The organism is Marinobacterium sp. xm-m-312, assembly GCF_013283295.1.
GTDB lineage: Bacteria > Pseudomonadota > Gammaproteobacteria > Pseudomonadales > Balneatricaceae > Marinobacterium_E.
The window spans coordinates 1-14,916 of record NZ_WBYS01000005.1; the positions used below are offsets into that span (position 1 = coordinate 1).

Here is a 14,916-nt window from a genome sequence, read left to right on the forward strand (position 1 = left end):
TTACCGAACTCAGTCGTGAAACGCGTCATCGCCGATGGTAGTGTGGGGTTTCCCCATGTGAGAGTAGGTCATTGCCAGGCACCTAATAAACAAAGAACCCCAGTACCGAAAGGTCCTGGGGTTTTTTGTTTTTTGGTCGCAAGGAGACTTCTGAGCGAATGCCCATGTGACCACGCATGCACTGAAAGTGCGGCGGGGAGGCGCTGCAAGCGTCGCGAAGCGATGACGAGCAACGCTCGGCACCTATTGTAGGTCATTCACTCGAACACCGTTCGTAACCTATTGTAGGTCATTGAGAGCTTCGTAAAGGATCTCTGCCAAATCCATCGCGGCCTTTGCAAGACCGCTCCAACGTTTTAACAGAATCTCTGCCAACGGATAGAGCGGATGACAGGCTGAAGGCCAGTCACCGTAGCTTCGTAGTGAGTTAAGCACACCAGTGACTGGCTTTAGCCTGTCATCTGCTGTCCAATTACGCGCCCAACCTTCCCGGCCTTCGCAAGACCGCTCCAACTACCCTCTCAAATGCTCTGCAAAGAACGCCAAGGTTCTCTCCCAAGCCAGCTCTGCTTCAGCTTCGCTGTAGCGTGCAGTCGAGTCGTTGTGGAAGCCGTGGTTCACTCCTGCGTAGGTGTGAGCGGTATAAGTTTTACCTAGCTTATCCAATATAGGCTGGTAGTCGACCCAGGTTCCATTCACGCGCTTATCCAGTTCTGCAAAGTGGAACTGTAATGGAGCAGTGATCTTCTCAAATCCGTCTTCAGCAGGCGTTCCATAGAAGGGAACACCGGCGTTCAAATCTGATCCTAGATCGATCGCTAGTTGATTGACTAGGTAGCCACCAAAGCAGAATCCAACCATACCCAGTTTGCCACTGCTGAACTCGTGATTCTTAATAAACTGAGCGGCTGCAATGAAGTCTGCAACGATTTTGCTTCGCTCTAACGTACGCTGCATTGCGCGGCCTTCGTCATCGTTGCCTGGGTAACCACCCAATGGATAGAGAGCATCGGGTGCAAAGGCGATATAGCCTGCTTTGGCCAGACGTCTAGCGACGTCCTCGATGTATGGATTCAAACCACGGTTCTCGTGGGCAACCAGTACGGTCGGCGCATCATTCATCTCATCGACCCCTGCTGGAACAACTAGGTATCCGCGCCCTTTTCCATGGCCTTCAGGCGACTCGAACTCTACATATCTCCCTTTGATTTCGGGATCATTGAATGAGACCTGTTCCGCCAGGGCGTAGTTTGGTGTCAGTGCTGTCGTCATTGCGCCAAGGGTTAATCCTGCAATGCCTAAAGTGCCTAAGCGCGCTAGGAAGATGCGTCGGTCAATATCACCGTGTGCATATTCGTCGTACCAATCAAACGCGACCTGAGGAATGGTCAGCGGGGTTTGTTCTTTTTGTTGCATATCCATGGTTGCACTCCTGTGCTGATGATTTACAGATACTCTTTTGCCTATGCGTCGGTTTCTTACTACTGGAGCAAACTCTATAATGAGTCTCTTATTTATAGCTTAGGATTTTGAAATGCGCCTAATGATATTTTTATTAACGGCCCTGCTTGTGTCGGGCTGCGTGCCATTCGTTCCGTTTATCTAATTCTAATATGCCATCAGATTTCACGATTAACCGCTTCACCACCGAGTTTTCACCCTCTGAGGACAGAATTCGAATGGTGGTCGAAGAGAGTCAGCAGCAAACGATTGTCATTTGGCTAACGCGTCGTCTTTTGGTGCGCCTCATTGAGGCGATGGTTAAAGCGATTGAATCAGAGACAGTGGGGCGTCCTGAGTCGGATACTCTTCAATCATTTACTCAACACCGTGCTCAACAAGCTCAGGTCGAAGAGGCACCTGTTAAGGCGATAGAGGGCAGTTCTGAGTGGTTAATCAATCGTGTTGATCTGAATGTCTCGCATGAGCAACTGACGTTAAAGCTATTCTGTGATGAGGAGTGTGCCACTCTTGCCATGCCTCGTGTTAATGCTCGTCAGTGGCTAAATATTATGCACCGGCTATTTGAGGTCGCTGAGTGGCACTATGATAAATGGCCTAGTTGGCTTCAGCAGTCCCCCTCAGTGACTCAGCCGGCCCTGGTCCATTAAGACCGCGTCAAAATTCCATTAACAGTTTATTTACTATGCTCGCATCCATTAACGCCCTGCTACCCGATTTGCTGACCGTATCAGAATCTTGGTTTCTAATTGTGCTTTCAGGCTTTACCTCGCTGCTAACGGCAACGCTTGGCATTGGTGGCGGCGCGCTGTTGCTAGCGGTCTTGGCGCAGATAATGCCGCTTGCTGCACTGATTCCGGTGCATGGATTGGTCCAATTTGGCTCTAATTTTAATCGTGCACTGCTGACTTGGCGCCATATTGATCGTCCATTGATCGCTCAATTTATGGCGGGTGCCGTCATAGGAGCGGTGATTGCGTCGTTCATCGTCGTTCAGTTGCCCCTGACGTGGATTCAAATTGCGGTTGGCCTATTTATATTATGGATCGTTTGGGGGCCTAAACCGAAAGGGGGTGGTCTCTCTCCAAAAGGGGCAGTTGTAGCAGGTGGGTTAACCACGATTATCTCGATGTTTGTTGGAGCAACCGGCCCTTTAGTCGGAGGGCTTGTCTACCGCACTGGAGCGGATAAGCTATCGAAAGTAGCGACAATGGCCGCTGCATTGACGGGGCAACATCTATTAAAGGGTGTTGTGTTCGCGTTTGTTGGATTCTCATTTCTTGAGTGGCTGCCCCTCATCTCATTGATGATCCTATCGGGCGCAATAGGCACTTGGGTCGGACTCAACATTCTGCACAAGATCTCTTCTGATCTCTTTAATCAGCTGTTTCGACTGGTCATTACTCTGCTTGCGCTGCGATTACTGTGGCAGGGGATCGAATCGTTTTTATGGCATTAACACCAAACCAGCCGCGGCCGTTAATGCTGTTGCGGTGAAACGCGCCAACCACTTAGTGTTTGACTCATCAGCGAGTTTTTTCTGTAACCAGCGGCCACCCGATGCATAAGCAATTAACGCACCGATCTCTATCACAATAAACGTCCCGCCCATGACAGTAACCTGCTCGGCGATATTGGCTGTTGGATCCATAAATTGTGGAAAGAAGGCGGTGAAGATCAGGATCAACTTAGGGTTGGTTGAGGCGACGATCGCTTCTGATCGAGCCATCTCCCAGATTTTTGTCTCTTGTGCATCGACACTGTTCAGGTTGACCTGTGCACGGAGTGATTGCCAGGCCATGTAGAGCAAGTAAGCGGCACCGATTAGCTTCATAACAAAGAAAGCGTGTTCGCTTAGTGCAAGCAGCGCTTCTAGGCCATAAGCAAGCAGAACCAGCATCACCACCATGACGGGTAGACGCGCAAGACCGGCAACTGATGCAGCAAAGAGTGAAGTGCGTGTCCCATGTATCAGTGCTATCAGGTTATTGGGACCAGGGAAAAAGTTCATCCCGATACAGGCTGGAAGGAATATCCACCATTGAGCTTCGTTCATATCTCTCCCTATTTCCCTAAAGAGTCGGTTAACAGCAGGTAAGCTATTGTCCACATAGTAAGGGCTACGAGGCAATCTAATACGCGCCAAGCCAGTGGATTGGCAAACAGAGGTGTAAGCGCTCTCGCACCGTAGCTAATGGTTAAAAACCAGAGCAGAGAGAAACTGGATGCACCGGCTGCAAACCAATAAGTGTCTAGGCTGTCATAACGCCCTGCAATGCTGCCCAGTAGTACCACAGTATCTAGGTAGACATGGGGGTTAAGCAGGCTTAAGGCTGCGGTTGCCATCAATGCTGTAGAGAGGCTGCTAAAACCTGCGCTTTTATTAGCTTGTAGAGTGTTGCTTTTGAGTGCCGACAACCCTGCTTTGCATCCATAGAGTATCAAAAAGGCAGCACCGCCCCAGGTAACCAAGGTTAAAAATAGCTCGGAGCGATTGATTAAAGCACCCATGCCGGCGGCACCCGCAAAAATTAACAGGGTATCGATCAATGCGCAGGTGAGGGCAATCTGCCAAAAGTAGTGCTGCTTAACTCCTTGGGTTAATACAAAGGCATTTTGAGCACCAATCGCAGCGATTAAGCTCGCTCCGGTAATGGCACCTGTAATGTAAGCAGTCGGTAGCAATGTCATAGTCGGTCCAAACCAAAAGAAGCCACGGAGTTCGTGGCTTCTTGATGGCTATCCTATCTAAGCGATCGCTTAGAACGGGATGTCATCATCAAAGTCATCAAACGCAGGAGGCTGCTGTTGCGGGGCTTGTTGTTGCGGCGCCTGCTGAGGCGCTTGTTGACGCGGTGCACTTTGCTGAGGTTGTTGGTTGTAACCCATATCGCCGCCCTGCTGTTGGTAACCGCCGCCCATGTTGTCGCCACCGCCATTTCGGCCATCTAGCATCTGCATTTCGCTCGCTACGATTTCAGTAGTGTAGCGATCTTGGCCATCTTGACCCTGCCATTTACGGGTACGCAGTGCGCCTTCAACGTAGACTTTTGAACCTTTGCGAAGGTACTCACCAGCGATCTCAGCAAGGCGGTTAAAGAATACAATGCGGTGCCACTCGGTACGTTCGTTCATTTGCCCCGTGTTCTTGTCTTTCCAAGAGTCACTGGTTGCCAGTGTGATGTTGGTCACCGCACCACCGTTTGGCATGTAACGAGTCTCTGGGTCACCACCAATGTTACCCACTAGAATTACTTTATTAATACCGCGTGCCATTCTTATCTCCGCACAAAAACTTTAATCAATTTAGGTTACTTTAACAGATCAAAAGCGGCGATTCAGCCGTAATTGCAATCTACTTATCTGTCGTATTGAACTGCATGATATAGTACTCGTTTTTTCACGGCCGGAGCAGTAATGGACACAATTCTGGTACGCGGTGCGCGCACCCATAACCTTAAAGGGATCGATCTAGAGATACCCCGCGATAAGTTAGTCGTAGTCACCGGTCTATCGGGATCTGGTAAGTCCTCACTTGCCTTCGATACGCTCTATGCTGAGGGACAGCGACGTTATGTCGAGTCACTCTCTACCTACGCGCGTCAGTTCCTATCGATGATGGAAAAACCCGAGGTGGACCACATTGAAGGTCTCTCGCCGGCCATCTCTATTGAGCAGAAGTCGACCTCCCACAACCCGCGTTCAACGGTCGGTACCATTACTGAGATCTATGACTACCTGCGCCTTCTTTACGCTCGTGCGGGTGAACCGCGTTGTCCTGATCATGATCTACCTCTAAAGGCGCAAACTATCAGTCAGATGGTCGACCAAGTGTTGGCACTGCCAGAGGGGTCTAAACTGATGCTACTGGCACCTGTTGTGCAGGATCGTAAAGGCGAGCATCTGCACACTTTGAATGAGTTAAGAGCCCAAGGCTTTGTTCGAGCTCGTATTGATGGCACGGTTGTTGATTTAGATGATGTCCCGGCGCTCGATAAGAACAAGAAGCACCGTATTGATGTGGTCGTAGATCGTTTTAAAGTGCGATCTGACCTACAGCAACGTCTTGCTGAGTCGTTTGAAACCGCCATCAATCTTACCGACGGTCTGGCAACGGTTGATTGGATGGATGAGGGTGCGGGCGAAGAGATGATCTTCTCTGCGCGTTTTGCTTGTCCTAAGTGTGGGCACTCCATTCAAGAGCTAGAGCCGCGCCTCTTCTCTTTCAACAACCCACACGGCGCTTGCCCAAGCTGCGATGGTTTGGGGGTTAAGCAGTATTTTGATCCCAACAAGGTTGTTCAAGATAACACTCTGACGCTCTCTGAAGGGGCAATTCGTGGTTGGGATCGACGCACGCTTTACTATTTCCAACAGCTTAAAGCAGTTGCCGAACACTACGGCTTTGATATCGATACGCCGTTTAAGGATCTGTCTAAAAAGCATCAAGAGGTGATCCTCTATGGCAGCGGTACTGAGACAGTACCATTCCGCTACCTGAATGATCGTGGCGATATCGTCTCTAAATCACACGCTTTTGAAGGGGTTATTAATAACCTTGAGCGTCGTTATAAAGAGACTGAGTCAGACATGGTGCGTGATGACTTAGCGAAGTACATCAACATGCAGCCTTGTCCGAGTTGTTCTGGCAGTCGTCTGCGTCGTGAAGCGCGTCACGTATTCATCGATGACAAGACACTGCCAGAGCTTGTACGTTACCCCATTGGTTCAGCATTGGACTACTTCAATGGCTTGAAGCTAGAGGGAAAACAGGGCGAGATCGCAGAGAAAGTGCTGAAAGAGATCCGTGAACGACTCAGCTTCCTTGTCAATGTCGGACTTGATTACCTCTCTCTAGAGCGCAGTGCAGAGACTCTATCAGGCGGCGAAGCTCAGCGTATTCGTCTGGCCAGTCAGATTGGTGCCGGTCTAGTCGGTGTGATGTACATCCTAGATGAGCCCTCTATCGGTCTGCACCAACGCGATAATGAGCGTCTTTTGAAGACGCTTGAGCATCTACGCGACCTGGGTAATACCGTGATTGTCGTTGAGCACGACGAGGATGCGATCCGCCAAGCTGATCATATTATTGATATTGGTCCTGGTGCCGGTGTACACGGTGGCGAGGTTGTTGGTTCTGGAAGCTATGAGGATATCGTTAACAGTGAGCGCTCACTTACTGGTCAATACCTCTCCGGCAAGCGTGCCATTGAGGTGCCCAAGCAGCGCCATGAGCGTGATCCTAAGAAGTCGCTCAAACTGTTTGGGGCCTCTGGTAACAATCTGCAAAACGTCGACCTAGAGATTCCGGTTGGCCTGTTTACCTGTATCACCGGTGTATCGGGCTCTGGTAAGTCGACACTAATTAATAATACGCTCTACCCGATTGCGGCAACGGAACTGAATAATGCGACGACCTTAACGCCAGCTCCGTATAAGAAGGTGGTCGGTATGGACCACTTCGATAAGGTGATCGATATCGATCAGAGTCCAATCGGTCGTACCCCTCGTTCAAACCCTGCAACTTACACCGGTATCTTTACTCAAGTACGTGAGCTGTTTGCCGGTACCCAAGAGGCTCGTTCACGTGGCTACAAACCTGGCCGATTCAGCTTCAACGTTAAAGGCGGACGCTGTGAAGCCTGTCAAGGTGATGGTGTTATTAAGGTAGAGATGCACTTCCTACCGGATGTGTACGTGCCCTGTGATGTTTGTAAAGGGAAGCGTTACAACCGCGAAACTCTGGAAGTTCAGTACAAGGGTAAAAACATCCACGAAGTGTTGGACCAAACGGTTGAGGACGCACGAGAGTTCTTCGATGCTATCCCAGCCTTGGCTCGCCGACTACAGACTCTGATCGATGTCGGCTTGAGTTACATCCGATTAGGCCAAGCGGCAACGACCCTGTCTGGTGGTGAGGCGCAGCGCGTTAAGTTGGCCAAAGAGCTCTCTAAGCGTGATACGGGAAAAACACTCTACATTCTCGATGAGCCGACGACTGGTCTGCACTTCTATGATATTGAACAGTTGTTGACTGTTCTCAATCGTCTGCGCGATCACGGCAATACCATCGTTGTCATCGAGCACAACCTCGATGTGATTAAAACGGCGGATTGGATAGTCGACTTGGGGCCTGAAGGTGGCAGTGGCGGTGGCAGTATTGTCGCTGAAGGAACCCCTGAGCAGGTGGCTGATACTCAAGGGTCCGAGACAGGGCGTTTCCTGAAACCGATGCTCTAAAACCGACAGCTACAAAAAAGCCGGCACATCTGCCGGCTTTTTTATGTCGCTTGAGATCAGTCCAGCTGACTAAGATCGCGAACGGCACCCTTATCTGCTGCCGTAACGAGTTTCGCGTAGGCTTTTAGCGCTGCAGAGACTTTACGAGGACGCTCTTTAGCAGGCTTCCATCCCGCAGCATCTTGAGCTGCGCGACGAGTCGCTAGCTCTTCATCGCTGACAAGCACATCGATGGTGCGATTCGGAATGTCGATACGAATCATATCGCCATCTCGAACAAGACCGATGTTACCGCCACCAGCAGCTTCTGGTGAGACGTGACCGATCGATAGGCCTGAAGTACCACCCGAGAAACGACCATCAGTAAGTAGAGCACAGGCTTTACCTAGACCCTTAGACTTGATGTATGACGTTGGGTAGAGCATCTCTTGCATGCCTGGGCCACCCTTAGGGCCTTCGTAACGAACAATGACAACGTCACCCGCTTTGACCTGGTCGTTTAGGATGTGATCAACCGCTTCGTCTTGAGATTCGGTGATGTGTGCGGGTCCTTCAAACACAAGGATCGAGTCATCAACACCGGCTGTTTTCACAACACAACCATCTTGAGCTAGGTTGCCGAACAGTACCGCTAGGCCACCCTCTTGAGAGAAAGCGTGCTCTACTGAACGGATACAACCCTCGGCGCGATCCCCATCAAGAGATGGCCAGCGCGTCGATTGAGAGAAGGCTTGTTGAGTTGGAATGCCGGCAGGACCCGCTTTGTAGAACTCAACGACTTCCGGTGTTGGATTACGCATGATGTCCCATTTGTCGAGCACTTCAGCCATATCTTTACCAGCTACGCTTGGAACGTCGGTGTGTAATTTGCCGCCACGATCGAGCTCACCCAAAATGGCCATGATGCCACCCGCACGGTGTACATCTTCAATGTGGTATTTAGGTGTATTTGGCGCCACTTTACAGAGCTGTGGGACGACGCGTGAAAGACGATCGATGTCAGCCAATGTGAAGTCGATCTCTGCCTCTTGAGCAATCGCTAGAAGGTGAAGAATGGTATTGGTAGAACCGCCCATTGCGATATCCAGCGTGATCGCGTTTTCAAAGGCTTTGAATCCAACGCTACGAGGTAGAACGCGTTCGTTGTCATTCTCGTAGTAGTCCTTTGCCATCTCAACGATGCGGCGGCCTGCCTCTAGGAAGAGGTTTTCACGGTCAGCGTGGGTTGCCACGACCGTACCGTTACCTGGTAGAGCAAGACCTAAAGCTTCTGCCAAACAGTTCATCGAGTTGGCCGTAAACATACCAGAACAAGAACCACAGGTTGGACAGGCTGAGCGCTCAACGGCGTCTACTGTCTCATCGGAAGCCGTTGGATCGGCTGCCAGTACCATTGCATCGACTAGATCGAGTTTGTGCTCTGCTAGTTTTGTCTTGCCGGCTTCCATTGGGCCGCCGGTGACGAAGATAACAGGGATGTTCAGGCGCATAGAGGCCATCAACATTCCCGGTGTGATCTTGTCACAGTTAGAGATGCAGACAATGGCATCGGCACAGTGTGCGTTCACCATGTACTCCACTGAGTCGGCGATGATGTCACGGCTAGGTAGAGAGTAGAGCATACCGTCGTGGCCCATCGCGATGCCGTCATCGACGGCAATGGTGTTGAACTCTTTTGCAACACCGCCCGCACGTTCGATCTCACGTGCGACTAGCTGCCCCATGTCTTTTAGGTGAACGTGGCCGGGAACGAACTGAGTAAATGAGTTGGCTACGGCAATGATCGGTTTGTGAAAGTCATCATCTTTCATGCCAGTTGCACGCCAAAGCGCGCGGGCACCAGCCATATTGCGGCCAGCGGTGGATGTTTTTGAACGGTACTGTGGCATCGTCTTCTCTCTTTTGATTACGCCAAAAAATTATCCACTCAGTATATCAGATTGAACGAAATGATCAGCTTAAAGACTTGTTCGCAGGTTCCTTATTCTGAGTAGGGTTTTTTACCGATTCAGACTCAATTAATATGTGCTGAGTTATTCTAATAATCATTGTTCTATCCTCGTGTTTGGAGGAGTGTTTGAAACACTTATTTTTGTTGATGTTGAGCCCCGTGTTTTTGGGGTTTTCTGTTGCTAGTGCCGCTGATAAAGAGGCCGTGGCCGATGCGGTTACTGCTGTTGTTGAAGCAGATGTTACTTCGCCTGAAGCCGTTGCAATTCCTGAAGGTGTCATTGATCCTGTTGTCACCCCTGAGTCGACCAGTGCCGCTGAAGTGAGTGTGGCTGATGTGCAATTGCCCTTTGATCTTAAGGCTGCAGCTGATCTGGCCATCGACACATTCGGTGGTGAAGTGGTGAAAGCGGAAGAGACACCGGACGAAGCTGGACTGCTTCTTTTCACTATCCGTATTGTTAACGAAGGGCGTGTTAAAGACGTCGTTATTGATGCAGCTAATGGTGACATTATTAAGCCTCTTGAAGAGCCGCTTGCTGCAGAAGCTGAATCGGATACGGTAACCGAGGATGTTCCTGTAAGCGAGAAAGCTCCTTTAAGTGAGGAGGCTGCACAGTGAAAATACTCGTCGTTGAGGACGATCCGGATCTACGTCGCCAGCTAGTCAGCGGTCTATCGGGTCGTGCTTATACTGTAGAAGATTGCGGTGATGGTAACGAAGCGCTCTACCAGGGCAGTGAGTTTGAATACGATCTTGCGATTGTCGATATTGGCCTACCCGGCATGTCAGGCCTTGATGTTATTCGAGGCTGGCGTAAAGCGCAGAGACAGTTTCCTATTTTGATTCTTACGGCACGCGGTGATTGGCAGGATAAGGTAGAGGGGTTAGAAGCGGGCGCTGACGATTACCTTGTTAAACCTTTTCACATGGAAGAGCTGAATGCGCGCGTGAATGCACTGCTTCGTCGTGCAGCTGGTCACGCCTCCCCGCAGATGACCTTTGGCCCCATTACTTTGGATACGGTCGCACGTGCCGTATTTGTTAATGGCTCAGAAATTAAACTGACCAGCTATGAATACCGCACATTGGAGTACCTAATGGTGCACGCCGGTAAGACAATCTCTAAAGCTGAGTTGACTGAGCATCTCTACCATCAAGATTACGATCGCGACTCCAATGTGTTGGAAGTGTTTGTTCGTCGTCTTCGTCAAAAACTGGATCCTGATCAGGCCTTGCATCCGATCATGACCGTCCGAGGTCTAGGCTATCGTTTTGCTCTGGAAGCCTCTGAATAAGTTCTTTTCGGGCATCAAATGGGTGCCCGGATCTCTGCAGACTCGACTCCTTTGGGCGTCGATTGTGCTGCTCCCTATTCTGATTATTTTCGCCGGTGCAGCACTGCAGAACGCCTACGAGAGCAGTCTGTTTGCATCGGAGCGCTCCCAAGCGCAACTGCAAACCTATGGTATTTTGGGGTCCGCTGATCTGGTGGAGGGGGAGCTCGTCCTACCACGCCGCCTTCAAGAGCCGCGTTTCAGTCAGGTCCAATCTGGATTATCAGGGCTGGTGTTCGATGCTCAAGGTCTATTGCGTTGGCAGTCTGAGTCGAGTGCACTGCTCGAAGAGCAGTTTCTCATTCAGGTTTCAACCATCCAGCCGGAGCCGGGCAGTAGTCGATTTCAGCACTTAAAAGATCAAGGATTCTACCTCTACGTCTACCCACTGGTTTGGGAGATTGAAGAGAAGGAGTTTCGTTACACCATCGCGATAGTGAGTTCAGATGCGGCCGCGATGGAAGAGCTGCTAGCCTTCCAACGCCAGTTGTGGGGTTGGTTATTAGCGGTCTACTTGCTGGCTCTTTTGCTGCAGTTCTTTATTCTTCGTTGGGGTCTGAAACCCTTGGATGATCTTGCGGACGACCTCTCTATGATTGAGCAGGGTGATGCGGAGAAGCTTGAAGGTGTCTATCCCTATGAGGTGGAGCGTATTACCAAGAACTTGAACCGCCTGATCGAATCCGAGCGCTCGCAACGAGAGCGCTACCGCAACACCCTAGGCGACCTTGCACACAGTCTTAAAACACCACTGGCAGTGATTCGTGGTGCCGGAGAAGAGCAACACTCGCAATCGAGCTATAAACGCTTGGTTGAAGAGCAGAGTGATCGCATGACTCAGATTGTGCAGTATCAATTGAGCCGTGCGGTGAAGTCTAAAGAGCAGGCTATGACAGGCGCCACCAGCCTGCTGTTGTCGGTCGATCGTATTGTTAATGCACTTGGCCGGGTCTATGCCGCAAAAGAGATCGATGTCGAGCGTGAAGGGTTAAATCATTTCTTCGCGGGTGATGAACGAGATCTGATGGAGATGCTGGGTAATCTGATTGAGAACGCCTTTAAGTATTGTGATCATCAGGTTCGTCTCTCTGCGACGCAAGAGCAGCAGTGGTTAGAGATTGTTATAGAGAATGATGGCCAAGCTATCTCGACAGAGGAACATCAGGTTGTCATTGAACGAGGTGCTCGTCTCGACACCTCTCGACCTGGTCAGGGCATAGGTTTAGCCGTTGTGACGGATATTGTCAGCAGTTACAACGGGGGTATCGAAATAGCGCAGTCGGAGCTTGGCGGAGCCCAGATTAGACTCCGCCTTCCGGCTGGTGAGGAGTGATTACTCCAAGATTTTAAAGAAGACTTTTGAGTTTCTTTGAAAGTTATAGAGCGCCTGACGTTCAGTGGGTAGTGCGCTTAAATCGCGCTCTACAAAGCCTCTCTCCAAGAACCAGTGTGCGGTTCTTGTTGTCAGTACAAACAACTCTTTAAGGCCAATGGCTTTAGCTCGCTCAGTAATGTGCTCAAGCAGACTATCACCACGTTCACCACCACGATACTCATCACTGACGGCTATTCCGGCAAGCTCACCAACGCCCTCTTCATGGAAGGGGTAGAGGGCGGCACAGCCAATGATCGCATTATCTCGTTCAATGACAGAGAAGCGCTCAATTTCAGATTCGAGCAGCTCTCTAGAGCGGCGCACCAACACACCGGCCTGCTCTAGAGGGGCGATAAGATCAATCAGACCGCCGACATCATCGATGCTCGCTTCCCTGACCTGCTCATAGGAGTGGCGGCTGACCATTGTGCCGTAACCGTCTCGGGTGAACAGTTCCGTTAGCAGTGCACCATCCTCTTGGTAGCTCACTAGGTGACAACGTGGCACACCACGCTCACAAGCATCGGCCGCGGCACCAAGCAGACAAGCGATCTCGGAGTGTGGTTGAGTCGGGTCATCAATATTCGCTAAATAGTGCGAAACCAGACGTTTAGCCGTCGACGCGAGCAGTTCACTGCGTAACTCGCCTTGGCTATCACGTATACCCTGCTGTGCGCCAAACAGCACAAGTTTGTCGGCGTTCAATGCTGTCGCTACATTCACTGCGACCTCCTCAACCGATAGGTTGAAGATCTCTCCAGTCGGTGAGTAACCCAGGTTGGTCACCAGCACTATGTTCTCTAGGGCTAACTGCTGCTGAATCGCTTCACTGTCGACGCGACGCAGCTCGCCGGTTAATCCCATGTCCACGCCATCAAGAACACCCAGCGGTTTAGCCATAACAAAGTTGCCACTAACAACACGTATTTTGGCGCCGTGCATCGGTGTGTTGGCAAGGCTCATAGAGAGGCGTGCTTCAAATTCGGTTCTGACATTGGCCACGGCATCAATGACATCACCCATTAGGTCGGGTGAGGTAATACGCTGATCGTGGTGCAGTCTAACCTCTTTGCCGGCAGCTTGAAGGCGTTGATCAATTTGTGGGCGCGCACCGTGCACCAGAACGAGCTTAACACCTAAGCCATTCAGCAGCGCAATGTCATGAATAATGTTAGCAAAGTTGTCGCTGGCAACGGCTTCACCCGTCAGCATCATCACCATCGTTTTATCACGATGATGGTGGATGTAGGGTGATGAGTGCCTAAACCACTTCACATAGTTCGATGAGCTATCCATCGTTAACAGCCTTTCACACAGTATTGATTGATTAGATTATGCAACAGATCGAGGGTTGGAGCGAATTGATCCAGCGCTAAGAACTCATCTGGCTGGTGAGCCTGATCAATCGACCCAGGTCCGAGTACCAGTGTCTGCATCCCCATCTGCTGCAGGAAGGGCGCCTCTGTGCCAAATGCGACCGCTTCCGCTTTGTGTCCAGTGAGTCGTTCGACACATGCCACAAATTCGCTTTCGCTCTGTTCAAACGGAGGGATGCCGGGGAATAGTGAGCGAACACTCAGATCCACTCTGTGCTTCTGCTCTATCGGCTTGAGCCGATCGCTGATTAGGTTTCGCAGTCCATCCATCGACATGCCAGGTAGCGGGCGAAGGTCAAACTCCAACTCACACTGCCCACAGATCCGATTGGGATTATCACCACCGTGGATACAGCCCAAATTCATGGTCGGGACGTCGATTCTAAAGTTTGAGTTCTGATACTTAGACTGAAGCTCGCTGCGTATTGTGAGCAGCTCATTCATCACACCACTCATCGCCTCTAGCGCATTGGCCCCAAGCGATGGATCGGATGAGTGACCCGCTTGCCCCTCAATGCGAACCGCTTCCATCATCATGCCTTTATGCATTCTGATCGGTTTCAGGCTGGTCGGCTCGCCGATCAACGCAGCACGTGCTTTGGGTTTGCCCGCATCGACCAAGGCTCTTGCCCCAGACATCGAGGACTCCTCATCGGCTGTTGCGAGAATGATCAGCGGTGCTTGTAAGGGTGTATCTTTGTATTGCTTGGCGGCTTCAATCGCCAGTGCTAAAAAGCCTTTCATGTCACAGGTGCCCAGCCCATACAGTTTTTGATCACGCTCTTCGACTTTAAAAGGGTCTGATTTCCACAGCTCTGGATCACAGGGCACAGTATCGGTATGGCCAGAGAGAACGAGACCGCCAGGTCCTGTGCCCAAGGTTGCTATTAGATTGGCTTTGCCTGGGTTGTTGGGAACCGGCATCACCTCACATTGAAACCCTAGCGATTCACACCAGCTGTGCAGTAACTCAATGACGCCGAGGTTTGAGTGATCCCATTTCGGTGTGGTTGAGCTGATAGAGGGCACAGCTATCAGTGAACTGATCATCTCTATCGGCTTGGGTGGCATGGGCATGGTCGGCTCTCCATAAATATTTCATCTGACTTTATCCTGTTCCAGTGCGTTGGTCACTGATTCAGAGCTCAAAACTCTTGTACAATGGCTTAAACATCC

Annotated in this window: 14 protein-coding genes; 6 read left to right on the forward strand and 8 right to left on the reverse strand. The window is 50.7% G+C overall.

Annotation, left to right across the window (positions count from 1 at the left end):
* Window positions 1-279: 279 nt before the first annotated feature.
* Window positions 280-513 carry a hypothetical protein gene (locus tag XMM312_RS07060; protein ID WP_173488960.1) on the reverse strand — a complete coding sequence of 78 codons (234 nt, stop codon included), beginning with the start codon at window positions 511-513 and terminating at the stop codon, window positions 280-282.
* Window positions 514-1,422, reverse strand: a complete 909-nt coding sequence (locus XMM312_RS07065) for a dienelactone hydrolase family protein (protein ID WP_173488961.1) — start codon at window positions 1,420-1,422, stop codon at window positions 514-516.
* Window positions 1,423-1,613: 191 nt separating this feature from the next.
* Between XMM312_RS07065 and XMM312_RS07070 the strand changes: the two genes are divergently transcribed.
* Together XMM312_RS07070 and XMM312_RS07075 are read left to right on the forward strand one after the other, a co-directional pair.
* Entirely contained in the window at window positions 1,614-2,111 is a 498-nt protein-coding gene (locus XMM312_RS07070) for a hypothetical protein (RefSeq protein WP_173488962.1), read from the forward strand.
* A gap of 35 nt (window positions 2,112-2,146) precedes the next feature.
* Entirely contained in the window at window positions 2,147-2,920 is a 774-nt protein-coding gene (locus tag XMM312_RS07075) for a sulfite exporter TauE/SafE family protein (RefSeq protein WP_173488963.1), read from the forward strand.
* On the opposite strand, the gene XMM312_RS07080 is transcribed toward XMM312_RS07075, so the two are convergent.
* The 3 genes from XMM312_RS07080 to ssb all read right to left on the reverse strand — a co-directional run bounded on the left by XMM312_RS07080 (window position 2,909) and on the right by ssb (window position 4,737).
* A complete protein-coding gene (locus XMM312_RS07080) occupies window positions 2,909-3,517 on the reverse strand; it encodes a LysE family translocator (RefSeq protein ID WP_173480025.1) in 609 nt (202 codons plus the stop codon). The genes XMM312_RS07075 and XMM312_RS07080 overlap by 12 nt on opposite strands.
* Window positions 3,518-3,525: 8 nt before the next feature.
* Window positions 3,526-4,152, reverse strand: coding sequence for a LysE/ArgO family amino acid transporter (locus XMM312_RS07085; RefSeq protein WP_173482818.1), 627 nt, complete (start codon window positions 4,150-4,152; stop codon window positions 3,526-3,528).
* A gap of 69 nt (window positions 4,153-4,221) precedes the next feature.
* Complete coding sequence (gene ssb / locus XMM312_RS07090) at window positions 4,222-4,737, reverse strand: single-stranded DNA-binding protein (RefSeq protein ID WP_173480027.1); 516 nt, start codon at window positions 4,735-4,737, stop codon at window positions 4,222-4,224.
* 141 nt (window positions 4,738-4,878) lie between these two features.
* Between ssb and uvrA the strand changes: the two genes are divergently transcribed.
* A complete protein-coding gene (uvrA, locus tag XMM312_RS07095; RefSeq protein WP_173488964.1) occupies window positions 4,879-7,701 on the forward strand; it encodes an excinuclease ABC subunit UvrA in 2,823 nt (940 codons plus the stop codon).
* A gap of 56 nt (window positions 7,702-7,757) precedes the next feature.
* Here the strand turns inward: uvrA and ilvD are convergent, their stop codons facing one another.
* On the reverse strand, window positions 7,758-9,590 hold the full coding sequence (ilvD, locus tag XMM312_RS07100; protein ID WP_173488965.1) for a dihydroxy-acid dehydratase: 1,833 nt from the start codon (window positions 9,588-9,590) through the stop codon (window positions 7,758-7,760).
* A gap of 188 nt (window positions 9,591-9,778) precedes the next feature.
* Here ilvD and XMM312_RS07105 point away from each other — a divergent pair, with 188 nt between their 5' ends.
* Genes XMM312_RS07105 through XMM312_RS07115 form a run of 3 tightly spaced genes read left to right on the forward strand, consistent with a single transcriptional unit; the run spans window position 9,779 to window position 12,322 of the window.
* Complete coding sequence (locus XMM312_RS07105; protein ID WP_173480030.1) at window positions 9,779-10,273, forward strand: PepSY domain-containing protein; 495 nt, start codon at window positions 9,779-9,781, stop codon at window positions 10,271-10,273.
* Window positions 10,270-10,950 (forward strand): response regulator transcription factor, encoded by a 681-nt coding sequence (locus XMM312_RS07110; protein WP_173488966.1) that lies wholly within the window; start codon window positions 10,270-10,272, stop codon window positions 10,948-10,950. Before XMM312_RS07105 ends, XMM312_RS07110 begins: the two co-directional genes overlap by 4 nt.
* Complete coding sequence (locus XMM312_RS07115) at window positions 10,928-12,322, forward strand: ATP-binding protein (protein WP_254442888.1); 1,395 nt, start codon at window positions 10,928-10,930, stop codon at window positions 12,320-12,322. The genes XMM312_RS07110 and XMM312_RS07115 overlap by 23 nt, the downstream gene beginning before the upstream one ends.
* Here XMM312_RS07115 and argA read toward each other — a convergent pair whose 3' ends face one another.
* On the reverse strand, window positions 12,323-13,660 hold the full coding sequence (gene argA, locus XMM312_RS07120; RefSeq protein ID WP_173480032.1) for an amino-acid N-acetyltransferase: 1,338 nt from the start codon (window positions 13,658-13,660) through the stop codon (window positions 12,323-12,325).
* A 2-nt stretch (window positions 13,661-13,662) separates the two neighbouring features.
* Window positions 13,663-14,817: an acetylornithine deacetylase gene (argE, locus tag XMM312_RS07125; protein WP_173480033.1), complete on the reverse strand. Its 1,155-nt coding sequence runs from the start codon at window positions 14,815-14,817 to the stop codon at window positions 13,663-13,665.
* Window positions 14,818-14,916: the final 99 nt, after the last annotated feature.

What these genes read in the sequence shown, in the direction of transcription:
- XMM312_RS07065 (WP_173488961.1), bottom strand. Translation starts at nt 1,422, where the DNA reads ATGGATATGCAACAAAAAGAACAAACCCCGCTGACCATTCCTCAGGTC.
- XMM312_RS07070 (WP_173488962.1), top strand. Translation starts at nt 1,614, where the DNA reads ATGCCATCAGATTTCACGATTAACCGCTTCACCACCGAGTTTTCACCC.
- XMM312_RS07075 (WP_173488963.1), top strand. Translation starts at nt 2,147, where the DNA reads ATGCTCGCATCCATTAACGCCCTGCTACCCGATTTGCTGACCGTATCA.
- XMM312_RS07080 (WP_173480025.1), bottom strand. Translation starts at nt 3,517, where the DNA reads ATGAACGAAGCTCAATGGTGGATATTCCTTCCAGCCTGTATCGGGATG.
- XMM312_RS07085 (WP_173482818.1), bottom strand. Translation starts at nt 4,152, where the DNA reads ATGACATTGCTACCGACTGCTTACATTACAGGTGCCATTACCGGAGCG.
- ssb (WP_173480027.1), bottom strand. Translation starts at nt 4,737, where the DNA reads ATGGCACGCGGTATTAATAAAGTAATTCTAGTGGGTAACATTGGTGGT.
- uvrA (WP_173488964.1), top strand. Translation starts at nt 4,879, where the DNA reads ATGGACACAATTCTGGTACGCGGTGCGCGCACCCATAACCTTAAAGGG.
- ilvD (WP_173488965.1), bottom strand. Translation starts at nt 9,590, where the DNA reads ATGCCACAGTACCGTTCAAAAACATCCACCGCTGGCCGCAATATGGCT.
- argA (WP_173480032.1), bottom strand. Translation starts at nt 13,660, where the DNA reads ATGGATAGCTCATCGAACTATGTGAAGTGGTTTAGGCACTCATCACCC.
- argE (WP_173480033.1), bottom strand. Translation starts at nt 14,817, where the DNA reads ATGCCCATGCCACCCAAGCCGATAGAGATGATCAGTTCACTGATAGCT.